This is a genomic window from Streptomyces sp. NPDC057002 (assembly GCF_042673825.1).
Taxonomy (GTDB): Bacteria; Actinomycetota; Actinomycetes; order Streptomycetales; family Streptomycetaceae; genus Streptomyces.
This window is the reverse complement of the sequence record NZ_JBHURZ010000003.1, coordinates 996,012-1,017,695: the sequence shown is the minus strand read 5'-3', so window position 1 is coordinate 1,017,695 and position 21,684 is coordinate 996,012. Positions and strand designations below refer to the sequence as shown.

Genomic DNA, 21,684 nt, shown 5'->3' with positions numbered 1-21,684 from the left:
ATGACTACCCCTGGAGAGGCGGGGTAGTTGAAAAGCGCAGGAGTGTCAGGACTCCTGGGGCGTGGCAGGCGAGGCCGTGACGTCCTGGTCGGGGACCGCCTGGCCGGAACGGATCAGGTCGATCCGCCCCATGACCTTGGCCCGCAGGTCGCCCGGCACGTCGTCATGCCCGCAGCAGCGCTTGACCAGCTTCTTCACGGCCTGCTCGAGCCCGTACTTCTCGAGGCAGGGCGAGCATTCCTCGAAGTGGTGCTCGAACTTCACGCAGTCCGAGTCCGGCATCTCACGGTCGAGGAACTCGTAGAGATGATCGAGGATTTCGCTGCAATCCGTCTCGTGCGGCTCTCCGCAGCTCATGACCCCGAGCCTTTCGCTTCGTTCGACTCTCCGGCGCCGGCCGGGACCATCCCACGGTCACGGGCGTAGTCCTCCAGCATGCCGCGCAGCTGACGGCGGCCCCGGTGCAGCCGGGACATCACCGTACCGATGGGTGTCCCCATGATGTCGGCGATCTCCTTGTAGGCAAACCCCTCGACGTCCGCGAGATACACGGCGATACGGAACTCCTCGGGGATCGCCTGGAGCGCTTCCTTCACGTCCGAGTCGGGCAGGTGGTCGAGCGCCTGCGACTCCGCGGAGCGCAGACCGGTCGACATGTGCGACTCGGCGCGGGCGAGCTGCCAGTCCTCGATCTCCTCGGCCGCGGAGCGCTGAGGTTCGCGCTGCTTCTTGCGGTACGAGTTGATGAAGGTGTTGGTGAGGATCCGGTACAGCCACGCCTTGAGGTTGGTGCCCTCGCGGAACTGGTGGAAGGACGCGTACGCCTTGGCGTACGTCTCCTGCACCAGGTCCTCGGCGTCGGCCGGGTTGCGCGTCATGCGCAGCGCGGCCGAGTACATCTGGTCGAGGAACTCGAGCGCGTCCCGCTCGAAGCGCGCACTGCGCTCCGCGGCCGTCTCCGCGCCCGTGCCGCCCTGGCCCTCGGGCTGCTCCGCCTGGCCGTGTTCGGTCCCTGCGTCGGTCCCAGTGACCGGACCCACCTCCTCGAGTGTTCTCGTGAGACCGAGACCGGTCTCACCCGAATCGGAGGATAGACGACGATCCGGTCCGCCCGCCGCCCGAACAGGGGCGGTCCTGGCCGCGTGCAGCACCGTCCACTCCAGGTCGGCACGGCTGCTGCGGCTCGGGCAGATGGTCGAACCCATGCGGCGGACTTCCTCTCCTACGGCGTCTGTGCTGGTCTCCAGCACGTACGTCCCGCACAACAGTGCTCGCCGCCCCGGCATTCCCGGAGCTTTACCCGAGTGACCCGGTCCACTCCAGGACCGCGTCCGTGATGAGCGCCACGGCCTCCTCCTGCGAGATCTCCGCACGCTTGGGGACGGCGAAGCCGTGATCGCCGTACGGCACCTCGACGAATTCGTACGAACCCGCCGGGAATTCCTCCGGCTTCCCGAACGGGTCGTTCCCGCCCTGGACAACCAGGGTGGGCACCCCGGAACCGAGCAGTTCGTCCGCCCGGGACTTCTCCGGCTTGCCCGGCGGGTGGAGCGGGAAGCTGAGGGCGAGGACCGCGTGGGCGCCCAGTTCGACTGCGGTACGGCAGGCCACCCGGGCCCCGGCGCTGCGGCCGCCGGACACGACCGGCAGTCCGGGCCCGGCCAGCGCGGGCCAGATGCCGCGCCAGCCGACGTCCAGGGTCTTGGGCGCGGGCGCCAGCTTCTTCCCGGCCACCCGCCAGGGCTGCTCCACACGGGCCACGGTCACCCCGTGGGCGGGGAGGACGGCGGCCAGTGCCGTCAGATCGCGGGCCTCGATACCGCCGCCGGCGCCATGGCTGACGGCGAGCACCAGCCGCGCCTTCTTCGCCCGGTGCCAGGTGATCCGGGCGGGGCCCGCCTCGGTCTCGATGATCTCGGTCGTGTCGGAACTCACGTCAGAAGAGTGTGCCCTCTTCGGGGCCTTCCAGCTCCTTCAGCAGCTCCGGCCCGTTGTTCCGGACGTTGCTGACGGCCGTGGTGACCGGGTAGGCGCGCATCAGCCCGGCGGGCGGCGGGGCGAGCAGCCCGCGCAGGTCGTCTGCGTCCGTGCGGGACGGGTCCAGCCAGGCGTCCCAGCGGTCGGGCGTGAGCATCAGCGGCATCCGGGGGTGGATCTCGGCCAGGGCCCGGGGACCGTCCGCCGGGGACACCGCCAGCGGGCTCGTCTCGGCCTCGGTGGTGATGACGGAGCACGTCACCCACCAGGACTGCGGGTGGTCGTCGGGCAGCGTCCTGTCCTTCCAGAACTCGTACAGCCCGGCCATGGCGAAGACCGACCCGTCGGCCGGTGTCACGAAGTACGGCTGCTTGCGGGGCCGCTTCTTCTTCCCCTCGACCTCCAGCTCGCGCTCCTGGGTGCCGGTGACCCACTCGTAGTAGCCGTCGGCCGGCAGGACGCAGCGCCGGGAGGTGAAGGCGCGACGGAAGGACGGCTTCTCGTGGACGGTCTCCGCGCGGGCGTTGATCATCCGGGCGCCGCCCTCGGGCGTCTTCGACCAGGACGGGACGAGCCCCCACTTCAGCTTGCGCAGCTGCCGAACCGGCCGCGGGTCGTCCACGTCTTTCAGAGGGCGGTCGAGGACGGCGTAGACCTCTTTGGTGGGCGCCACGTTGTAGTCCGGCTCGAGGGTCTCCTCGGGCTCCCACTTCTCGATCTCAAAGATTCCTGCGAGATCCTCTGGCCTGCGACTCGCTGAATACCGTCCGCACATACGTGCCACACTGCCAGATTCCATCCGACCACAGGGAGCCAACGCCTTACATGGACAGCACCGCTACCGCCTCGCTCGCCTCCCTCTGGGACGAGGTCTCCGGCACGCAGCCCGACCCCGACCTGTGGGTGGTGCTCGCGACTCTGGCCGTCGCGCTCGCCGTGGTGATCCCGCACGGCCTGTGGCGCATCTCCCGCAACGCCATCACCATCGCCCACGAGGGCGGCCACGGGCTCGTGGCCCTGCTGACCGGCCGCACGCTCACCGGCATACGGCTGCACTCGGACACCAGCGGCCTGACCGTCAGCCGCGGCAAGCCGCACGGCATCGGCATGATCCTCACGGCCGCCGCCGGCTACACCGCCCCGCCCCTGCTGGGCCTGGGCGGAGCGGCCCTGCTGGGCGCCGGCCGCATCACGCTCCTGCTCTGGCTGGCCACGGCCCTGCTCCTGATCATGCTCGTGATGATCCGCAACGCGTACGGCGCCCTGACCATGATCGTCACCGGCGGCCTGTTCGTCCTGGTGTCCTGGCTGGCCGGCCCTCAGGTACAGGCGGCGTTCGCCTATGTGGTGGTGTGGTTCCTGCTGCTGGGCGGGGTGCGCCCGGCGTTCGAACTCCAGGCGAAGCGGTCGCGGGGCGGGGCGGGCGACTCGGACGCGGACCAGCTGTCGCGGCTGACCCACGTACCGGCGGCGCTGTGGTTCTTCCTGTTCCACGCGGTGTCGCTGTGCTCGCTGATCGGTGGGGGTCGCTGGCTGCTGGACATGTGATGCGCCCCGAAGGGGGGCATCACCAGGGGCGCGGGGAACGGCGCGCGCAACCACAACGGTGCCGCACCCGAAGAACTACTCGCCTCCCTGCCTGCTTATAAAGTAAAGGCATGGCCCCGAACACCGCAGAAACCGCCCTCTGGCCCGCCCCGCACGCGAGCGGAGCCGTCGACGCGACGGTCCACGTGCCCGGGTCCAAGTCAGTCACCAACCGCGCCCTCGTCCTCGCCTCCCTCGCCTCCGAGCCCGGCTGGCTGCGCCGCCCCCTGCGCTCCCGCGACACCCTGCTGATGGCCGGCGCCCTGCGCGCGATGGGCATCGAGATCGAGGAGGGCGTGGGCCCGGACGGCACCGGCGAGGCCTGGCGTGTGCTCCCCACGGGCCTGCGCGGACCGGCCACGGTCGACGTCGGCAACGCCGGCACGGTGATGCGGTTCCTGCCGCCGGTCGCCACGCTCGCCGACGGTCCCGTCCGGTTCGACGGCGACCCCCGCTCCTACGAGCGTCCCCTGAACGGAGTCATCGACGCGCTGCGTCACCTCGGCGCCCGGATCGACGACGACGGCCGCGGCGCGCTGCCGATGACCGTGCACGGCAGCGGTGCCCTGGAGGGCGGGCAGGTCGCGATCGACGCGTCCTCCTCGTCGCAGTTCGTGAGCGCGCTGCTGCTGTCCGGGCCGCGCTTCAACCAGGGCGTCGAGGTCCGCCACACCGGCAGCACGCTGCCCTCCATGCCGCACATCCGCATGACCGTCGACATGCTGCGTGCGGTCGGCGCCCAGGTGGACACGCCCGAGTCGGGCGGCGAGCCGAACGTCTGGCGGGTCACGCCGGGCGCCCTGCTCGGCCGGGACCTGGTCATCGAGCCGGACCTGTCCAACGCCCAGCCGTTCCTGGCGGCCGCGCTGGTGACCGGCGGCAAGGTCGTCGTCCCGGCCTGGCCGGCCCGCACCACCCAGCCCGGTGACCGGCTGCGCGAGATCTTCACCGAGATGGGCGGCTCCTGCGAACTGACCGAGTACGGCCTGGCGTTCACCGGCTCCGGATCGGTCCACGGCATCGATGTCGACCTGAGCGAGGTCGGCGAGCTGACACCGGGTATCGCGGCGGTCGCGGCCCTCGCCGACTCCCCCTCGACCCTGCGTGGCGTGGCCCATCTGCGGCTGCACGAGACGGACCGGCTGGCCGCGCTGACGAAGGAGATCAACGAGCTCGGCGGCGACGTGACGGAGACCGCCGACGGCCTCCACATCCGCCCGCGCCGGCTGCACGGCGGGATCTTCCACACGTACGACGACCACCGCATGGCCACGGCCGGCGCGATCATCGGTCTCGCGGTGGAGGGAGTACAGATCGAGAACGTGGCGACGACGGCCAAGACCCTGCCCGACTTCCCCGATCTGTGGACCGGGATGCTCGGGGCGTAGGACGCAGGGATCACGTCATGCGCCGCTACGGCAAGCACACCGACGAGGACGACATCCGCACCCGTCCCGGCCGTCGGAACACCCGGCCCCGGACGAACATCAGGCCCAAGCACGAGGACGCCGCCGAGGGTCTCGTCCTCACCGTCGACCGGGGCCGGCTCACCTGCCTCGTCGATGACCATGTGGTGATGGCGATGAAGGCCCGCGAGCTGGGCCGCAAGGCCGCCGTGGTCGGCGACCGCGTGGCCCTCGTGGGCGACCTGTCCGGCAAGAAGGACACGCTCGCCCGGATCGTCCGCATCGCGGAGCGCACGTCCGTGCTGCGCCGTACGGCGGACGACGACGATCCGTTCGAGCGCGTGGTCGTCGCCAACGCGGACCAGCTGGCCATCGTCACCGCCCTGGCCGACCCGGAGCCCCGCCCACGCCTGATCGACCGCTGCCTGGTCGCGGCCTACGACGGTGGCCTGGAGCCGCTGCTGGTGCTGACCAAGTCGGACCTCGCCCCGCCCGACAAGCTGCTGGAGCTGTACGGCGACCTCGACATCCCCTACGTCGTCACGAGCCGCGCGGAACTGGACAGCGGTGTCGCCCTCGCCCGGGTGCGGGAGCAGCTCGACGGCAAGATCACGGCGTTCGTCGGGCACTCCGGGGTCGGCAAGACGACCCTGGTCAACGCCCTCGTGCCGGAGGAGCGCCGGCGTACGACCGGGCATGTGAACGCGGTGACGGGACGCGGCCGGCACACCACCACCTCCGCTCTGGCGCTGCCGCTGTCGGACAACGACGGCTGGGTGATCGACACCCCGGGCCTGCGGTCCTTCGGGCTGCACCACGTGGACCCGTCACGGGTCATCCACGCCTTCCCCGACCTGGAGCCGGGCACGGAGGGCTGCCCGCGCGCGTGCAGCCACGACGAGCAGGACTGCGCGCTGGACGCGTGGGTGGCCGAGGGGCACGGGGACCCGGCGCGGCTGTACTCATTGCGACGGCTGCTGGCCACGCGGGAGCGGAAGGAAGGCGACTGACCTCAGCGTTGTTTGTCATGCCGTGCGGACGGTAAGGGCATAATCGCACCAAGCGGGCGGCAAGCGGTCACTGAACGTGGGATACGGGAGGAACGGCTCATGGCGTGGCTGCTGGTCATCGTGGCCGGGTTGCTGGAGACCGGCTTCGCCGTGTGCCTGAAGCTGTCACACGGCTTCACACGGCTCTGGCCGACGGTCGCGTTCTGCGTCTTCGCCCTCGGCAGCTTCGGGCTGCTGACCCTGGCACTGAGGAGACTCGACGTGGGTCCCGCGTACGCGGTGTGGACCGGCATCGGGGCGGCGGGGACGGCGATCTACGGCATGGTGTTCCTGGGCGACCTGGTGTCGACGCTGAAGCTGGTGTCGATCAGTCTCGTCATCGTCGGCGTGATCGGGCTGCAGTTGTCGGGCTCGGCGCACTGACGCCCTGTCACCCGGGCTGCCGGTGCAGGGCGCCGCGAACCAGGTCGGTGACGCCGCCCTCGCCGGGTGGCGCGGCCACGCACGACAGGGCGAGCCGGACGGCGAGTTCGCAGGAGCGGGCCAGATCGGCGGAGTCCGACTTGGGTGTGCCGGGCCCGGACAGGACGGTGACGGCCCGGTCGCGGATGAGGGTGACGAGGTCGCCGGGTGAGGGCAGCGGGCCGTCGGCGCGGCGCTGGGCCGGCACGGCGGAGGTGGAGGGCACGGCCGAGAGGGTCGGCGAGGGCAGCCGTTCGCTCCAGCAGCCGGTGAGCATGGCGCGGACCAGGGCGTTCTCGCGGGCCACCGACGTGGTCCACTCGGCGGTGGCGGTGAGCCGGTCGCGGAGGTCGCTGTGCCCGGCGAGCGCACGGTCCACACCGGCGAGATATCCGTCGGCCTCTCTCCTCACGAGCGCCCGGGCGAGGCCGTCCTTGCTGCCGAACTCGTTGTACAGCGTCTGCCGGGACACTCCGGCCGCCAGGGCCACGTCCACCATCCGCACGGCGGACCACGATCGGCGCGCCAGCGCCGCGTAGGCGGCGTCCAACAGAGATTCCCGCGCTGCAGGCATCATTGCCTCCCCTTGGGGCCGGCGGCTCTGCGCCCAGGTTTGACGCGCGTGCAACCACTGTCAAGGGTTCACGAAGGCATGCGGGGGCGCCTTTGAGCCGACCTGCGCGGGTGCCTCCGGAGGTCGAGCCGGGACCGCCTCCCTGCGCGTCAGGCGACCACAACGCCCCCACACCCCGGCACAAACCCCCTGTAGCCCCACCCCCACCTCGGCAGATAGGTTCGTTACATGCCCGACTACCTCGACGATCTGCGTCTCTCCCACGTCCTCGCCGACGCCGCCGACGCCGCGACGACGGACCGGTTCAAGGCCCTCGACCTCAAGGTCGAGACCAAACCGGACATGACGCCGGTGAGCGAAGCGGACAAGGCCGCGGAAGAACTCATCCGCGGTCAACTCCAGCGCGCCCGCCCGAGGGACGCGATCCTCGGGGAGGAGTACGGCGTCGAGGGCACCGGCCCCCGCCGCTGGGTCATCGACCCGATCGACGGCACCAAGAACTACGTACGCGGCGTCCCCGTCTGGGCCACCCTCATCTCCCTGATGGAGGCCGGCGAGGGCGGTTTCCAGCCCGTCGTCGGCGTCGTCTCCGCCCCGGCCCTCGGCCGCCGCTGGTGGGCCGCGAAGGGCCACGGCGCCTTCACCGGCCGCAGCCTCACCAAGGCCTCCCGCCTGAACGTCTCCCGCGTCAACAAGCTCGCCGACGCCTCCTTCGCGTACTCGTCGCTCAGCGGCTGGGAGGCGCAGGGCCGTCTGGACGGCTTCCTGGACCTCACCCGAGAGGTGTGGCGCACGCGCGCGTACGGCGACTTCTGGCCGTACATGATGGTCGCCGAAGGCTCCATCGACATGTGCGCCGAGCCGGAGCTGTCGCTGTGGGACATGGCCGCCACCGCGATCATCGTCACCGAGGCCGGCGGCACCTTCACCGGACTCGACGCCCGCCCGGGCCCGCACAGCGGCGACGCCGCCGCGTCGAACGGTCTGCTGCACGACGAGTTGCTCGGATATCTCAACCAGCGCTACTGAGTGCGCCCCGCTGTTACCGAGCGCCCCCTTGTTGACCCTCCCTTTGCCTGCCACCCTGGGAGTCCCCCCAACTTGTGAATTTGTGAAACGCTGAACAAACGGAGGGGACACTCCCAGGAGGTGGCTCGATCCATGCTCGTCCGTGACGCCATGAGCACCGTCGTCCTCACCATCGGCCCGACCCACACCCTTCGACAGGCCGCCACGCTGATGTCCGCGCGGCGGGTCGGGGCGGCCGTGGTCCACGACCCCGACGCCGGCGGCATCGGCATCCTCACCGAACGCGACATCCTCAACTCCGTGGGCAAGGGTCAGGACCCGGACACGGAACGCGCCCACGCCCACACCACCACCGACGTCGTGTTCGCGGCTCCGGCCTGGACCCTGGAGGAGGCGGCACGAGCCATGACGCACGGCGGCTTCCGCCATCTCATCGTGCTGGACGACGACGAACCCGCCGGCATCGTCTCGGTCCGCGACATCATCCGCTGCTGGGTACCGGCCCGCCAGCAGGTGCCCGCCTGACAGCACGACCGGGCCGGCACCCTGTCCAGGGGGCCGGCCCGGGCGCCACACCCCGCGCCACCCCTCGCCCTGCCTCGCCCGGCTCGCACTAGACAGCGTCTAAAACAGTTGAGATTCTAAACTCACACCTGTTCGGGACCTGGTCCGTTTTGCTGTTAGGCTGGTGGTCATGAGTGACCTTCTGGAACGGCTGCGCGGACGCGGATGGCGGATGACCGCGCAGCGGCGTGTCGTGGCCGAGGTCCTCGACGGCGAACACGTCCACCTGACGGCCGACGAGGTCCACGCCCGGGCCGTCGCCAAGCTGCCCGAGATCTCCCGGGCGACCGTCTACAACACGCTCGGCGAGCTCGTGACCCTCGGCGAGGTGCTCGAGGTCTCCACCGACCAGCGCGCCAAGCGGTACGACCCGAACGCGCATCAGCCGCACCACCACCTGGTCTGCGCCCGGTGCGGCGCGATCCGGGACGTCCACCCGATCGGCAACCCGCTGGCGGACCTCCCCGACTCGGAGCGCTTCGGCTTCACGGTCTCGGACGTCGAGGTGACGTACCGCGGCGTCTGCCCCAACTGCGCGGCCGCCTAGCCCCTCTCCTTCCCGACAGCCCCGGCATCGATGGATGCCGGGGCTTGTCCGTGTCTGCGCACTTCCCGTATCTGACGGGTCGTCATATGGTCAACGGCACCCACCAGTCCGTTCCGCACTCCGCGAGGAGACCGAAGTGGGAGAGCCGTATCCAAAACTCACCACCCATGACCTGACACGCACCTTCGGCCGAGGCCCCCGCGCGGTCGACGCCCTCGGCCCCCTCGACCTGACCGTCACTCCCGGCGAGTTCGTCTGCCTCGTAGGCCCCTCCGGCTGCGGCAAATCCACCTTGCTGCGCATCGCCGCCGGCCTGCTCAGGCCCAGCACCGGCACGCTGGAGATCCGCACCTCCAGCGCCCGCCCGGCAGCCATGATCTTCCAGGACTACGGCATCTACGACTGGAAGACCGTCCAGGCCAATGTCCGTTTCGGCCTCGACGTGGGGCGCGTCCCGCGCCGGGAGGCGAATGCCCGCGCCGCCGAGTGGCTGGCCCGCATGGGCCTCGCCGACTTCGCGCAGGCCTATCCGGCGACCCTCTCGGGCGGTATGCGCCAGCGGGTCGCCATCGCCCGCGCGCTCGCCGTCGAGCCCGAACTGCTGCTGATGGACGAACCGTTCGCCGCCCTGGACGCACAGCTCCGCACGATCCTCCAGGACGAACTGCTGGAGATCACCCAGGCACTGCGCACGACGACCCTCTTCATCACCCACAGCCTGGAGGAGGCGATCGTCCTCGGTGACCGTGTGTTCGTGATGTCCGCCCGCCCCGGCCGGATCATCGCCGAACACCGCCCGCCCTTCCCGCGCCCGCGCACCGGCGACGTCCGCACCACCCCCGAGTTCACCGCGCTGAAGAGCGAGCTGTGGGACCTGCTGCGGAAGGAGGCGGTGCCCGCATGACCACCATCGCCCCCGGGACACCAGGCCCGGCCCTGGTCCGCCGCCCGGGCCCGCGCGAGTTGCACCCCGTACGCACCCATCGCCGCCGCCGCGCCCTGGAACTGTCCCTCGCGGCGGCCGTGCCCCTCCTCCTGGTGCTGCTCTGGCAGCTGGCGGCCGTCCGGGGCTGGATCGACGAGCGCGTCTACCCGGCACCGTCCACGATCCTCGCCGACGGCTGGGACCGGGCCGCGGCCGGTGACCTGTGGCCCGACGCGTGGGCGACGCTCAAGCGCGTCCTGGCCGGCTACGCCGTCGGCACGGCGGCGGGATACCTCCTGGGCCTGCTGATGGGTTCGCTGCCGCTGGTACGGGCCGCCCTGGAACCCCTCCTGGACGCCCTGTACGTCGTACCCAAGCTGGCCCTGCTGCCCGTCTTCCTCAACATGTTCGGCCTGGGCGAGGGCCCTCAGGTGGCCCTGGTGGCGGCCACGGTCTTCTTCTTCGTCTGGATCTCCACGATGTCCGCGGTCATGGCCGTCCCCGACGGCCACCGCGACGCCGGCCGCGTCTTCGGGGCCTCCCCGTGGCAGATGTTCCGCCACGTCCTGCTGCCGGCCTCCTTGCCCGCCGTCCTGGTCGGCGCGCGGATCGCGGCGGGCGTGGCGGTCCTGGTGATCGTCGCCTCCGAGCAGATCGCCGCGACCGACGGCCTGGGCCATCTGATCTTCGACTCCCGCGCCCTCTTCCAGAACGACGTGATGTTCGTCGGCATCGTCTGCGTCGCCGTCCTGGGCGTGCTCTTCTCCGAACTGGTCCGGTTCGCCGGCCGGTTGCTCACCCCGTGGGCACCGCGCGACCGGGGACGGGGGCAGGCATGAGGGCACGTACGTACGGCATCGCCCTGCTCGCGGGGGCGCTGCTGGCCTCGGCGGCCTGCTCGTCGCCGTCCTCCGGACCGTCGCAGCCGAAGGCCGACACGGCGACGCGCGCGATCCGCCCGGTCCAGGGCTGCGGCGCCGCGTCCTGGACGGACCCCGCCGACCGCGCCCCCGACCGCACCCCGGCCCGCTGCCGCCCGGGCTCCCCGGCCCCCCGACCGCTCACCGAGCCCCGGAAGCTGACGATCGCCACGGGCACGCTGAGCGCGGAGTACGTGGCACCCCTGCGGGTCGCCCTCGACAAGGGCGAGTTCGACAAGGAGGGCCTGGACGTCACGCTGAAGGTACTGCCGACGCCCGAGGCCCTCCCGCTGCTGGCCAAGGGCGAGGTCGACGCGCTCTGGGCGGCCCCGGAGGCGGCGGTCATGAACGGCATCCGCGGCGGCTTCGTCATCCGCTGGGTCGCGGGGAACTTCTCTCCCGGCCCTAAGTCCAAGAGCGGCCTGTGGGTCCGGCTGAAGGACGGCGAGACGCCGGCCGCGGTCCGGATGGCCGACCGGACACTCGGCACGATGATCGGCAAGGGCTCGGTGATCGCCTACCCCATGGAGCAGGCGCTGGAGCAGCACGGCGGCGGCCTCGACCGGATCCGCTACCAGCAGCTGGGCTCGGCCGACGTCCTCACGGCCCTGCAAAACGGCGGCGTCGACTCCGCGTGGCTGCTGGACCCGGTGTGGCGCCGGGTCGACGGCGAGCCGGGCTACGCCTTCCTGGGCGGCCAGCCGCCCGGCGAGCCCCTGGGCGGCATGCTCTACGGCCCGAGCCTGCTGGACGACGACGTGGACGCGGGGGTGGCCCTGCTGCGGGCGCACATCCGCACGGTGAACACGTACTTCGCGGCCGACTACAAACAGAACGAGAGGTACGTCACCTATCTGGCGGATCTCCTGAAGACGGACGCGGCGATCCTCCGCTCCACGCCGTCCCTCCGCATGGACTGGGAGATCCGCAACGGCACCACGGCCCGCCTCCAGGCGGCCTACCGGGCACAGGGCGTGGCGAAGGACGACGCACTCCCCGAGTCCCGGACGGTGAACCGTTCCCTCTACGAGGAGGCGGTGGGGCATCGCCCCTGAGCACACATGCCCCTGAACACATATGCCTCAGAACACAGACCGAGGGCCGGAACCCTTTCGGATTCCGGCCCTCGGCCTTCAGTAGCGGGGACAGGATTTGAACCTGCGACCTCTGGGTTATGAGCCCAGCGAGCTACCGAGCTGCTCCACCCCGCGTCGTTGAATGCAACGTTACGTGAACGCGGAGGCCGGATGCAAATCGCTTAACGACGAGGCCTGGCGGCGGGCCGGGCCGAGCACCTCGCGGCCCGGCCCCGCTCTACGCCGACAGCTCCTGCCGAAGCGCGTCCCGCAACCGGGCCGCCCGCTCCGCCACGGACGCGGGCCCGAGAGACACCGCACGGTCGGCCCACCGCTGCCCCTCCGCCAGCTCCCCCCGACGCGCGTAGACCAGGGCCAGCCGCAACGCCGCCCGCCCGTGCCCCGCATCGGCCGCCCGCGTCCACCACACGGCCGCCTCGGGCTCACTGCCCTCCCGGGCCAGCAGCAGCCCCAGATTGAACGCGCCGTTGCGGGACCCGGCCTCGGCCGCCTCCCGGTACCACCGGGCCGCCTCGACGACGTCTCCCCGGGCCGCGGCGTGCATCCCGACCCGCACCTGCGCCCGCCGGTGCCCCTGCGAGGCCGCCCGCTCGTACCACTCCTCGCACTCGCTCCGCCGGTGCACCGGCTCCCCGAGCTCGTGCGCGGGCTCCGGCGGCCGGCGCGCGTCGAGCACCGTCGCCAGCCGGTACGCCGCCTCGGCGCTCCCGCCCCCGGCCGCGCACCGCAGGTGCCGCTCGGCCTCCTGGTCGTCGCCGTCCCGCAGACGCGCCATGCCGACCTGCAGCGCGGCCTCCGTGTGCCCGGCGGCGGCGGCCCGCTCGTACCAGCGCAGCGCGGCCTGCTCCTCGCCCCGTCCGGCGTGGAGGATGCCCAGGTTGAAGGCGGCGTCCACGCTCCCGGCCTCCGCGGCCTTGGAGAACCACGGCTCCGCGCCCGTCTCGTCCCCGGCCCGCAGCAGCAGGATCGCCAGCGCGTTCGCGGCCTCCTGGTGCCCGGCGTAGGCCGCGCGCCGGTACCACTGCTCGGCGTGCGGGGTGCGCCCCTGCTCGACGCAGAGCAGCCCGAGGTTGTACGCGCCGTTCACGTCGCCCGCGTCCATCGCGGCCCGGTACCACCGCTCGGCGGTCTGGGTCTCGCCCCGCTCGGCGTGCAGCGCGCCCAGCGCGTTCGCCGCGTTGCCGTCGCCGTCCTGGGCGGCCCGCAGCCACCACACGGCGGCGTTCTCGGTGTCGCCCGCGTCCCGCAGCAGGAATCCGAGCGCGCAGGCGGCCCGCGCCTCGCCGTCCTTGGCGGACGTCAGGTACCAGCGTCCGGCCTCCTTGAGCCGGCCGCGCTTCTCCAGGATCGTCCCGAGGTGCAGCGCGGCCCTCCGGTGCCCGCGCGCGGCGGCCTGCCGGTACCACTGCTCGGCCTCGTCCGGCACGGGTGCGCCGTCGTCGTCGGCCTCCCGCGCCGCCTTGCGGTCCAGTGCCCGCGCCAGCCGGTACGCCGCCTCCCGGTGCCCGCGCTCGGCCGCGGCCCGCATCCAGTGCTCGGCCCCGGCGTCGCCGCGGTGCTCCAGCAGGTCGGCGAGGGCGTACGCGCCCAGGGTGTGGCCCTGTTCCGCGGACTGGCGCAGCCAGTACTCGGCGGCGGGTTCGTCGCCGCGCTCGCGGTGGTGCCGGCCGAGGGCGTGCGCGGCGGCCGTGGATCCGGCGACGGCGGCGATCCGCCACCATCCGGCGGCCTCGTCGGCGTATCCCCGCTGGTGGAGAAGGACTCCCAGGTTGTTGGCTGCGGCCCGGTCGCCCGCGGCGGTGGCGGCACGCAGATGAGGTTCGGCACCGTCGAGGTCACCACGGCGCAGCAGCATGGCCCCGAGGACACTCATCGCCTCGACGTCGCCGGCCTCGGCGGCGAGCCGCTGACGCAGCTCCTCGGCTGCCTCATCGGCGATTTCCCCGGTCTCGTCCGGGGTGTCGGTGTCCTCCCGGCTGGAAGGCTGCACAAAACGCCCTGTCTCGAACAGAGTTGCCTTGTCCCCCATAACGTCCATCGTCGCACCACCTGCAACCTGGGTACACCTGGTATACCGCAGCCAGTGAGGTCACTACAGCGTTTTGTCGACATGCCCACAGAGAGACAAGTCAAACACAGATTTCCCAACTCCCCCCGGCGGCACGGCCGCAGCCCGCACCAGCACATGCGTTCACACATCACGAAGGCCCGGATTCCTTTGTGGAATCCGGGCCTTCGATGTCGCTCCGTCACTCGGACTTCGCGATTCAGTAGCGGGGACAGGATTTGAACCTGCGACCTCTGGGTTATGAGCCCAGCGAGCTACCGAGCTGCTCCACCCCGCGCCGTTGTGTTCACAACCCTAGCACGGCGCGGGTGGGCATTTGACCAGGCCGGAGCCCTAACTGCTCGGCTTCGGACTCGGACTGCCGCTCGGGCTCCCGCTCGGGCCGGCGCTGGGCTTGCTCTCGCTGCCCCCGGCACCGCCGGCCTTGTCCGCCGCCGCCTGCGCCTCCTCGGCGCGCTGCAGGGCGTCCTCCAGGTCCTTCTGCGCCCGGCCGTACGCCTCCCAGTCGTTCTCCTTCAGGGCGTCCTGGCCCTCGGTGAACGCCTTCTGGGCGTCTTCCAGCGCCTGCTTGACCGTCGGGTCCTCGGACGTCGGCGGTGGCGTCGTATCGCCGTCGTCCGGTGGCTCAGGCGTCGCACCCTCCGCGCCGAAGATCTTGTTGAGGGCATCCCCGAGCGTGTTCTCGAAGGCCGTCTGGCCTCCGTAGGTGACCAGCACCTTGCGCAGCAGCGGGTACTTCAGTCCACCACCGCGTACGTAGACCGGCTCCACGTACAGCAGTCCTCCGTCGAGGGGCACCGTCAGCAGGTTGCCGTACTCGACCTCGGAGTCGCCGCCTCTCAGGAGCCTGATGGACTCGGCGATGTCCTCTTGCGAGTTGAACTGGCTCTGAACCTGCTTGGGTCCGTTGACCGTGGTGTTGGTCGGCAGTTTCAGGATTCTGATCTTGCCGTAGTCGCTGGCGCCCGCCTCGGCGTCGACGGCCATGAACGCGCTGAGGTTGTCCCGGCCGTTGGGCGTGAAGGTCGTCGTCAGCGAGAACGCCTGCGCCTGCTGGTCGGGCATCTTCATGCTCAGGTAGTACGGCGGCACCGCGTTGCCCGACCGGTTCGTCGGGTCGTCCGGCACCTGCCACACCTCGCTGCCGCTGAGGAACGTCGTCGCGTCCTTCACGTGGTAGCGCGTGAGCAGTTCCCGCTGGACCTTGAACAGGTCCTGGGGGTAGCGCAGATGGTCCATCAGCGGCTTGGAGATCTCGCTCTTGGGCTTCACCGTGTCCGGGAAGGCCTTCATCCAGGTCTTCAGGACCGGGTCCTTGGTGTCCCACTGGAAGAGCTTGACCTCGCCGGTGTACGCGTCGACGGTCGCCTTCACCGAGTTGCGGATGTAGTTGACCTGGTTCTGCTGGGCCACCACCGCACGGTTGTCGTTGGTGGCGGTCAGCGAGTCGGCCGTGGTGTCACCGAGGGTCGTACGCGAGGAGTACGGGTATCCGTTCGTCGTCGTGTACGCGTCGACGATCCACTGGATACGGCCGTCGACGACCGCCGGATAGGCGTCACCGTCGATGGTCAGCCAGGGGGCGACCGCCTCGACGCGCTCCTTGGGCGTGCGGTTGTACAGGACCCGCGAACCCTCGCCGATGGCGCCGGAGTAGAGGATCTGCGGTTCGCCGAACGCCACCGCGTACGCGGCCCGGTTGACCGGGTTGGAGAGGTTGACCCCGCTGTCGCCCTTGTAGCTGGTGGTCTTCTCGCCGTTGTCGTCGGAGTAGTCGATCTCCTTCTGGGGACCGCCGACGATCGAGTACGTGGTGGTCTTCTCGCCGTAGTAGACCCGCTGCTCGTACGTGCCGAGGTCGCCCTCGGAGGGCAGGTCGGACTCCGTGAAGTTCGGACGGCCCTGGGCGTCCGCGCTGGTGCCCTCGGCGGCGACCGCTCCGTACCCGTGGGTGTAACGGAAGTGGTTGTTGATCCAGTTCTTCTTGGGAATGCCCGCGAGGTTCAGCTCACGCAGGCCGATGACCGTGTCCTGGTCCTTGCCGCCCTTGGAGTAACGGTCCACGTCCAGGTTGTTCGGGAACGCGTAGTAGTTCCTGATCTGCTGGAGCTGCTGGAACGTCGGCGAGACGACGTTCGGGTCCATGATCCGGATGCTCGCCGTGGAGTCGACGTCATCGCGGAGCTTGGTCTTGTCCTCGGTCTTGCTGGTGCCCGTGTAGTCGGTGACCTTGGTGCCGTCGATACCGTAGGCCTTGCGCGTCGCCTCGAGGTTCTTCTCGACGTACGGCGCTTCCTTGGCCTGCTCGTTCGGCTGGACCTGGAACTTCTGCACGATCGCCGGGTAGAGGCCGCCGATGAGGATCGCGGAGAGCACCATCAGGCCGAAACCGATCACGGGCAGCTGCCAGGTGCGCCGCCACAGGGTGGCGAAGAACAGCAGCGCGCAGATGACGGCGATGCAGAACAGGATCGTCTTGGCCGGCAGATAGGCGTTGGCGTCGACGTACCTCAGGCCCGTCCAGTTGTCGGTCGCCCTGAAGTCGCTGGACTTGACCGCGAGTCCGTACCGGTCGAGCCAGTACGCGACCGCCTTCAGGGCCACGAAGACGCCGATGAGCACCGACAGGTGCCCGGTGGCCGCCGCCGTGGCGCGCGCGCCGGGGCTGGTGACGCGCAGCCCGCCGTACAGGTAGTGCGTGAGCGCGGCGGCGATCACGGACAGGATCGCGGCGGCGAAGCCGAAGCCGAGCAGGAACCGGTACCAGGGCAGGTCGAAGGCGTAGAACGAGACGTCCAGCTTGAACTGCGGGTCCTTCTCGCCGAACGGAACCCCGTTGACCCACATCAGCCAGGTCCGCCACTGGCCGGACGCGGAGGCGCCGGCGATCAGGCCCACCAAGGCGGTGATCCCGAACAGCAGCCACTTCTTGTAGGGCGCGATGCCCATCCGGTAGCGGTCGAGGTTCTGCTGCTCCATCGACATGGCGCTCAGCGGTGGCCGCAGCCGGTGCGCCAGCCAGATGTTGAGGCCGACGGCGACGGCCATGAGCAGGCCGAAGACGAAGAAGAGCCCGATCTTGGTCCACAGGGTCGTCGTGAAGACCGACGAGTAGTTCACCGACCGGTACCAGAGCCAGTCCGTCCAAAAGCCCGCGAACATGGTGAACGCCATGCCGAGAACGGCCAGGACGCCCAGCGTCATGAGCAGGGTGCGGACACGCCGGGACGGGCGGCCCACTCTCATCCGCGGCCCTGTCGGGCCTCCGCCGCGGTCCGGCATCTGGAAAGCCAAGGTGCGCACCTCGAAGTTCGCTGTTGATCCGTCAGGCCCGCGTCTTCACGGACCGTGCGTGGCCCCCGGTGATCGTGGGCCCCCACCTATGCAACTTACTCACCGTTTACTCGGTTCCCGATTCCGCCCAGGAACGAGGCAGGATTGTGACCATGTCCAACACTCCCATGGCTGCGAACCCGCTCACCCGGGCCGTTCTCGAGATCGACGAGTACGTCTCCGGCCTCGGCTGGGACCAGCCCGCCCGCCTTTTCGCCCTCGTCGACACCGCACGGCTGCGGGCCGAACAACCCTCGCTCGCCGACCGGCTCGGTCTCGGGGACGAGTCGGAGAACTCCGGCCTCACCCCGATCGAGCAGGACGAGGTTCCAACGGGCAAGCCGCTCGACGAGTTCCTCGCCACCATCGCCTGGCCCGACGCGGTGGTCGGCTGCGCCCTCGCCGTGGAGCGTCTGATGCTGCCGCCGTCCGCGGAGACCCAGGTTCCGCAGGGCCTGGGCGGGGCCGCGCTGACGAAGTGGGTGGCCGACCACCCGGACCGTCAGGAGGTGCGGATGACGGTCGGGGTCCTGCGTGACGGCGCCCGTGAGTCGGCCCTGCGCCTGCGCGAGAAGGACTCCGCCACGGAGGTCCTCACCGGCTCGGACCTGGTCCCGGGCCTGGCGGAGGCGTTGGCGGCGACGTTCGCCGAGTAGGGCGGGAGTGGCGTGGCGTGGCGTGGCGTGGCGAGGGGGCTCGCCGGTCCCATGGGGCCCGGTCCCGCAGGTCCCGCAGGTCCCGCAGGTCCCGCAGGTCCCGCAGGTCCCGCAGGTCCCACCAGCCTCGCAGGCCCCCTCAGCCGCGCCGGCCGCCTTGCCCCGACTCGTCCTCGTCCCCGGGGACTACTTGCCGCACGTCGGCAGATCCGCGGTGTCGCCGCTGCGGAGGTCCTTCATGGCGCCGAGGGCGTCCTGGATGGTGTCCACCTTGATGAGGGTGAGGCCCTCGGGGGTGTCCTTGACAGCGGCGGCGCAGTTGTCGGCGGGCGTCAGGAAGTACTGCGCGCCCTTGGCCCGGGCACCCACGGTCTTCATCTCGATGCCGCCGATCGGACCGACCTTGCCGGTGTCGTCGATCGTGCCGGTGCCGGCCACGAACTTGCCCCCGGTCAGATTGCCCGGCGTGAGCTTGTCGTAGATGCCGAGCGCGAACATCAGCCCGGCGCTCGGCCCGCCGACGTCGGCCAGCTTGATGTCGACGGTGAACGGGAACGTGTGGTCGGTTCCCGCGGAGATCCCCACGATGGCGCGCTTGTCGCCGTTGTCGTCCGAGGTCGTCGTGGTGATGGTGATGTCCTGCGTCTTCGTCGGCGTCCGCTTCTCCTTCTCCGCGGCGGCCTGCTCCTTGGCCGGCACGATCGTGAAGCGGACGTCCTGGCCCGGCTTGCGCTGGGTGACGAGCTTCGCGACGTCGGCAGGCTCCTTGACCGTCGTACCGTCGACGGCCTTGATCACATCGCCGGCGTGCAGCTTGCCCTCGGCCGGGGATCCCTTGACGACCGTCGAGACGATCACCCACGACTTCACCGGAACGTCGAGTTCCTTCAGGGCGGCGACCTTGGCGCTTTCCTGAGACTGGCTGAACTCCTCGGCGTTCTCCTGGGTCGACTGCTCCTCGGTCTTGCCGTCCGGGTAGAGCGTCTCGCGCGGCACGACCTTGTTGTCGTGCGCGAGCCAGCCGTAGACGGCTTCGACCAGGTTCATCCGGTAGTCGGCGCTCGTGACCCGGACCGTGGTCATGTTCAGGTGGCCACTGGCCGCATAGGTCTTGCGCCCCGAGATCTGCAGCACCGGCTCGCCGTCATGATCGCCGAGTGTGTTCACCGTCGGCCCCGGGGACATCTCCGCGTACGGCACGGGGATGAACACTCCCGCGCACAGGAGCGCGATCAGCATCAGGGTGGAGGCGAGCATCGTCGCGGTGCGGCGTGGCATGACTCGACATTACGGGACGGGCCTGTCAGCGCACCGTCAGGGCCGCCCGTCCGGGGCGGCCCTGTGGGCTATACCGTCTGTGACCTGCTGTTTCCTTGGCCTTCAGCTACCCGGCCCGGGCTTCTCCATGGCCTCGCGAAAGCGGGCGTATCCGGTGAGCTCCGGGCCGTCGCCGCGGGCCTTACGAGTCCGGTTGGCCCAACTGCCCCAGAGTCCCGCGCCGATGGCAGCCACAAGCGGAATCAGCAACCAGGCGAGAGCCGCCATGCCGACCTCCAACCCCATTGAGCGTCCGCAACTGACTGATCAGCAGATTAACCATCCGCAGTGACAACGCTCACGCCAGGGGTGCGGTTACGCAACCGGAGGCGATTCCGGGATCAGCAGGCGCCGACCCACTCCTCGGTCCCGTCGGAGAACTTCTGGTGCTTCCAGATGGGCACTTCGTGCTTCAGGTCGTCGATCAGCTTCCGGCAGGCCTCGAAGGCCTCTCCCCGATGCGGACAGGAGACGGCGACGACGACGGCGAGGTCTCCGACCCGGAGGTCCCCCACGCGGTGCACGGCCGCCAGCGCGCGCACGGGGAACTCCGCGACGACCTTCTCGGCGATCCGCCGCATCTCGGCCTCGGCACTGGGGTGGCAGGAGTACCCCAGCTCCGCGACATCGACACCCCCGTCGTGGTCGCGCACGGTCCCCACGAAGAGCGCGGTGCCTCCGGCCGCGTCGTCCCCGACGGCCCGGAACACCTCGTCCAGGGAGAGGGCCGTGTCCCGGATCGCGATCAGCTTGATCGGATCCTGTGCTCCCCGCTCACCCGGGTGATCGCTCGTGGATGCCATGCCTCCATCGTGCCGCACGCGACCGACAACGCGGAATGGACCTATCGACCGGCACGCGCGCGTGCGCGTTGGAGCCTCCTACAGGTGGGTCTCTCTACAGGTGGGTAGCGCCTCCTGCAGGTGGCTCTCTCCACAGGTGTGGCTGGGTGTGGCCCGGGTGGCTCTCAGATCCGCCGCCGGGCCTTGCGTGCCCGTCGTACCACCGCGGCCGCGCCCAGCAGCGCCACCGTCGCGCCCGCGGCGCCCGCGGCCGTCGCGTCCTTGCGGCCCAGTCGCCGCCCGGCCACCGTGTGCCGGCCGGAGACCTCCTCCAGGAGCTCCGCCAGCACCTCCTCGTTGGTGTACTGCGGCCGCCACCCCGAGTCGTGCAGTCGGCTCCCGCTCACCACCCAGGGGTACATCGTGTACGCCAGGTCCCCGGCCGGGGACGGCGTGAGTCCGATCCGGTGCAGCCGTGCCGCCGCGCCCAGCGCGACCGCCGAGGGCAACTCCATCCGCCGGATGCCGCTGAGCTCCTCGACCTCCTCCTGCTCGAGCCACCCGTCACAGCCGACGGCCAGTTCCCCGTCGACCTTCTCCAGGACGGCGTACTCGAGCGCGCTGCACAGGTCCTCGACATGGCAGAACTGCCACGCGGGCCGCGATCCGGCGACGACGAGCAGCCGAGGGGACTCGAAGTACCTGGTCAGCGCCGTGTCCGTGCCTCCCACCAGAACGGCGGGCCGGACCACGGTGACGTTCAGCCCCGGGTGCGCCCGCGGGGCCCGCCGCGCAAGCCGCTCGATCTCCAGCAGGTCGCCGACACCCGTCGCCTCGGCCGTGGCCCGCAGCTCGGCGTCCTCGGACAACGGCAGCTCGTTGTCCGGCAGCGCCCCGTAGACCATCGCCGAGGTGCACAGCACGACTCGGTGCACTCCGGCCGCCGCGGCCGCCGTCAGTACGGTCTGTGTCCCCCGTACGTTGTAGGCCGTCCGGGCGGCCGCGTCGGTCTCCAGATCGAGATCCAACGCCAGGTGCACCACCACGTCGGCGCCGCGCAGCTTCTCCGCGATGGCCGGATCCCGTACGTCCAGGATGTGCCACTGCGCATCCGCGCACTCGCCACGCCGCTCATCGATGGCGACGACCTGCTTGACCTCGTCGGACGCGGCGAGCTGCTCGGTGAGCAGCGCCCCGATGCCGTACGCGGCACCGGTGACCGCGACGACGGGCCCGCGCGCCGCGGGACTCGCGGAACTGGTTGACTGGTTTCGCGCTGCGCGAACCTGCGGATCTGGGGAACTCACCGGGCGTCTCCAGCGGTTGTCTTCAGTACGAGCACGAGTGAAGCGTGCGTACCAGGTGGCATCCATCCTGCCGCAGGCCGTCAGTCGGCGAAGCACCGAGGCCCGATCCGCTCCGAGGTGTCT

Annotated in this window: 21 protein-coding genes and 2 tRNA genes; 11 read left to right on the top strand and 12 right to left on the bottom strand. The window is 70.6% G+C overall.

Features of this window, described 5'->3' with window-relative positions:
- Positions 1–45: 45 nt before the first annotated feature.
- From rsrA to ACFT32_RS19455, 4 genes are all read right to left on the bottom strand, one after another.
- Positions 46–357: a mycothiol system anti-sigma-R factor gene (gene rsrA, locus ACFT32_RS19470; RefSeq protein ID WP_031103063.1), complete on the bottom strand. Its 312-nt coding sequence runs from the start codon at positions 355–357 to the stop codon at positions 46–48.
- Positions 354–1,040 (bottom strand): RNA polymerase sigma factor SigR, encoded by a 687-nt coding sequence (sigR, locus tag ACFT32_RS19465; protein WP_189723136.1) that lies wholly within the window; start codon positions 1,038–1,040, stop codon positions 354–356. Before sigR ends, rsrA begins: the two co-directional genes overlap by 4 nt.
- Positions 1,041–1,296: 256 nt before the next feature.
- Complete coding sequence (locus ACFT32_RS19460; protein ID WP_382490489.1) at positions 1,297–1,935, bottom strand: alpha/beta family hydrolase; 639 nt, start codon at positions 1,933–1,935, stop codon at positions 1,297–1,299.
- Between the two features lies 1 nt (position 1,936).
- On the bottom strand, positions 1,937–2,752 hold the full coding sequence (locus ACFT32_RS19455; RefSeq protein WP_382490488.1) for an SOS response-associated peptidase: 816 nt from the start codon (positions 2,750–2,752) through the stop codon (positions 1,937–1,939).
- A 50-nt stretch (positions 2,753–2,802) separates the two neighbouring features.
- On the opposite strand from ACFT32_RS19455, the gene ACFT32_RS19450 reads away from it, so the two are divergent.
- From ACFT32_RS19450 to ACFT32_RS19435, 4 genes are all read left to right on the top strand, one after another.
- Positions 2,803–3,525 carry a M50 family metallopeptidase gene (locus ACFT32_RS19450; protein ID WP_382490486.1) on the top strand — a complete coding sequence of 241 codons (723 nt, stop codon included), beginning with the start codon at positions 2,803–2,805 and terminating at the stop codon, positions 3,523–3,525.
- A gap of 110 nt (positions 3,526–3,635) precedes the next feature.
- Complete coding sequence (aroA, locus tag ACFT32_RS19445; protein WP_382490484.1) at positions 3,636–4,952, top strand: 3-phosphoshikimate 1-carboxyvinyltransferase; 1,317 nt, start codon at positions 3,636–3,638, stop codon at positions 4,950–4,952.
- 17 nt (positions 4,953–4,969) lie between these two features.
- Positions 4,970–5,980 (top strand): ribosome small subunit-dependent GTPase A, encoded by a 1,011-nt coding sequence (gene rsgA / locus ACFT32_RS19440; protein WP_382490482.1) that lies wholly within the window; start codon positions 4,970–4,972, stop codon positions 5,978–5,980.
- 99 nt (positions 5,981–6,079) lie between these two features.
- A complete protein-coding gene (locus ACFT32_RS19435) occupies positions 6,080–6,403 on the top strand; it encodes a multidrug efflux SMR transporter (RefSeq protein WP_193481056.1) in 324 nt (107 codons plus the stop codon).
- A gap of 7 nt (positions 6,404–6,410) precedes the next feature.
- Here the strand turns inward: ACFT32_RS19435 and ACFT32_RS19430 are convergent, their stop codons facing one another.
- Positions 6,411–7,019: a TetR/AcrR family transcriptional regulator gene (locus ACFT32_RS19430; protein ID WP_382490479.1), complete on the bottom strand. Its 609-nt coding sequence runs from the start codon at positions 7,017–7,019 to the stop codon at positions 6,411–6,413.
- 225 nt (positions 7,020–7,244) lie between these two features.
- On the opposite strand from ACFT32_RS19430, the gene hisN reads away from it, so the two are divergent.
- From hisN to ACFT32_RS19400, 6 genes are all read left to right on the top strand, one after another.
- Positions 7,245–8,045, top strand: coding sequence for a histidinol-phosphatase (gene hisN, locus ACFT32_RS19425; RefSeq protein ID WP_382490478.1), 801 nt, complete (start codon positions 7,245–7,247; stop codon positions 8,043–8,045).
- Positions 8,046–8,177: 132 nt separating this feature from the next.
- Positions 8,178–8,570 (top strand): cyclic nucleotide-binding/CBS domain-containing protein, encoded by a 393-nt coding sequence (locus tag ACFT32_RS19420; protein ID WP_382490477.1) that lies wholly within the window; start codon positions 8,178–8,180, stop codon positions 8,568–8,570.
- A 169-nt stretch (positions 8,571–8,739) separates the two neighbouring features.
- Positions 8,740–9,156 carry a Fur family transcriptional regulator gene (locus tag ACFT32_RS19415; protein WP_382490476.1) on the top strand — a complete coding sequence of 139 codons (417 nt, stop codon included), beginning with the start codon at positions 8,740–8,742 and terminating at the stop codon, positions 9,154–9,156.
- Positions 9,157–9,292: 136 nt separating this feature from the next.
- Entirely contained in the window at positions 9,293–10,060 is a 768-nt protein-coding gene (locus ACFT32_RS19410) for an ABC transporter ATP-binding protein (RefSeq protein ID WP_382490474.1), read from the top strand.
- On the top strand, positions 10,057–10,920 hold the full coding sequence (locus tag ACFT32_RS19405; protein WP_382490472.1) for an ABC transporter permease: 864 nt from the start codon (positions 10,057–10,059) through the stop codon (positions 10,918–10,920). Before ACFT32_RS19410 ends, ACFT32_RS19405 begins: the two co-directional genes overlap by 4 nt.
- On the top strand, positions 10,917–12,056 hold the full coding sequence (locus ACFT32_RS19400) for an ABC transporter substrate-binding protein (RefSeq protein WP_382490470.1): 1,140 nt from the start codon (positions 10,917–10,919) through the stop codon (positions 12,054–12,056). The genes ACFT32_RS19405 and ACFT32_RS19400 overlap by 4 nt, the downstream gene beginning before the upstream one ends.
- Positions 12,057–12,138: 82 nt before the next feature.
- Here ACFT32_RS19400 and ACFT32_RS19395 read toward each other — a convergent pair.
- The 4 genes from ACFT32_RS19395 to ACFT32_RS19380 form a co-directional block, all read right to left on the bottom strand.
- Positions 12,139–12,212: transfer RNA gene (locus ACFT32_RS19395), tRNA-Met, on the bottom strand.
- A gap of 103 nt (positions 12,213–12,315) precedes the next feature.
- Positions 12,316–14,136 carry a tetratricopeptide repeat protein gene (locus ACFT32_RS19390; protein ID WP_382490468.1) on the bottom strand — a complete coding sequence of 607 codons (1,821 nt, stop codon included), beginning with the start codon at positions 14,134–14,136 and terminating at the stop codon, positions 12,316–12,318.
- A gap of 233 nt (positions 14,137–14,369) precedes the next feature.
- A tRNA-Met gene (locus tag ACFT32_RS19385) sits at positions 14,370–14,443 on the bottom strand.
- 56 nt (positions 14,444–14,499) lie between these two features.
- Positions 14,500–17,448 (bottom strand): UPF0182 family protein, encoded by a 2,949-nt coding sequence (locus ACFT32_RS19380; protein ID WP_382490759.1) that lies wholly within the window; start codon positions 17,446–17,448, stop codon positions 14,500–14,502.
- 164 nt (positions 17,449–17,612) lie between these two features.
- On the opposite strand from ACFT32_RS19380, the gene ACFT32_RS19375 reads away from it, so the two are divergent.
- Complete coding sequence (locus ACFT32_RS19375) at positions 17,613–18,155, top strand: PPA1309 family protein (protein ID WP_382490466.1); 543 nt, start codon at positions 17,613–17,615, stop codon at positions 18,153–18,155.
- Positions 18,156–18,341: 186 nt separating this feature from the next.
- Here the strand turns inward: ACFT32_RS19375 and ACFT32_RS19370 are convergent, their stop codons facing one another.
- The 3 genes from ACFT32_RS19370 to ACFT32_RS19360 all read right to left on the bottom strand — a co-directional run bounded on the left by ACFT32_RS19370 (position 18,342) and on the right by ACFT32_RS19360 (position 21,561).
- A complete protein-coding gene (locus tag ACFT32_RS19370) occupies positions 18,342–19,433 on the bottom strand; it encodes a PDZ domain-containing protein (RefSeq protein WP_382490464.1) in 1,092 nt (363 codons plus the stop codon).
- Positions 19,434–19,813: 380 nt separating this feature from the next.
- Positions 19,814–20,275 carry a molybdenum cofactor biosynthesis protein MoaE gene (locus ACFT32_RS19365; RefSeq protein ID WP_382490462.1) on the bottom strand — a complete coding sequence of 154 codons (462 nt, stop codon included), beginning with the start codon at positions 20,273–20,275 and terminating at the stop codon, positions 19,814–19,816.
- 164 nt (positions 20,276–20,439) lie between these two features.
- Positions 20,440–21,561, bottom strand: a complete 1,122-nt coding sequence (locus ACFT32_RS19360) for an SDR family oxidoreductase (RefSeq protein ID WP_382490460.1) — start codon at positions 21,559–21,561, stop codon at positions 20,440–20,442.
- Positions 21,562–21,684 lie beyond the last annotated feature (123 nt).

Excerpts from the sequence above, each read along its gene's own strand:
- ACFT32_RS19375 (WP_382490466.1), top strand. The coding sequence starts at position 17,613 with ATGTCCAACACTCCCATGGCTGCGAACCCGCTCACCCGGGCCGTTCTC.
- rsrA (WP_031103063.1), bottom strand. The coding sequence starts at position 357 with ATGAGCTGCGGAGAGCCGCACGAGACGGATTGCAGCGAAATCCTCGAT.
- ACFT32_RS19400 (WP_382490470.1), top strand. The coding sequence starts at position 10,917 with ATGAGGGCACGTACGTACGGCATCGCCCTGCTCGCGGGGGCGCTGCTG.
- ACFT32_RS19390 (WP_382490468.1), bottom strand. The coding sequence starts at position 14,136 with ATGGACGTTATGGGGGACAAGGCAACTCTGTTCGAGACAGGGCGTTTT.
- ACFT32_RS19450 (WP_382490486.1), top strand. The coding sequence starts at position 2,803 with ATGGACAGCACCGCTACCGCCTCGCTCGCCTCCCTCTGGGACGAGGTC.
- rsgA (WP_382490482.1), top strand. The coding sequence starts at position 4,970 with ATGCGCCGCTACGGCAAGCACACCGACGAGGACGACATCCGCACCCGT.
- ACFT32_RS19420 (WP_382490477.1), top strand. The coding sequence starts at position 8,178 with ATGCTCGTCCGTGACGCCATGAGCACCGTCGTCCTCACCATCGGCCCG.
- hisN (WP_382490478.1), top strand. The coding sequence starts at position 7,245 with ATGCCCGACTACCTCGACGATCTGCGTCTCTCCCACGTCCTCGCCGAC.
- ACFT32_RS19435 (WP_193481056.1), top strand. The coding sequence starts at position 6,080 with ATGGCGTGGCTGCTGGTCATCGTGGCCGGGTTGCTGGAGACCGGCTTC.
- ACFT32_RS19405 (WP_382490472.1), top strand. The coding sequence starts at position 10,057 with ATGACCACCATCGCCCCCGGGACACCAGGCCCGGCCCTGGTCCGCCGC.
- ACFT32_RS19365 (WP_382490462.1), bottom strand. The coding sequence starts at position 20,275 with ATGGCATCCACGAGCGATCACCCGGGTGAGCGGGGAGCACAGGATCCG.
- ACFT32_RS19380 (WP_382490759.1), bottom strand. The coding sequence starts at position 17,448 with ATGCCGGACCGCGGCGGAGGCCCGACAGGGCCGCGGATGAGAGTGGGC.
- ACFT32_RS19415 (WP_382490476.1), top strand. The coding sequence starts at position 8,740 with ATGAGTGACCTTCTGGAACGGCTGCGCGGACGCGGATGGCGGATGACC.
- ACFT32_RS19370 (WP_382490464.1), bottom strand. The coding sequence starts at position 19,433 with ATGCCACGCCGCACCGCGACGATGCTCGCCTCCACCCTGATGCTGATC.
- ACFT32_RS19430 (WP_382490479.1), bottom strand. The coding sequence starts at position 7,019 with ATGATGCCTGCAGCGCGGGAATCTCTGTTGGACGCCGCCTACGCGGCG.
- ACFT32_RS19455 (WP_382490488.1), bottom strand. The coding sequence starts at position 2,752 with ATGTGCGGACGGTATTCAGCGAGTCGCAGGCCAGAGGATCTCGCAGGA.
- aroA (WP_382490484.1), top strand. The coding sequence starts at position 3,636 with ATGGCCCCGAACACCGCAGAAACCGCCCTCTGGCCCGCCCCGCACGCG.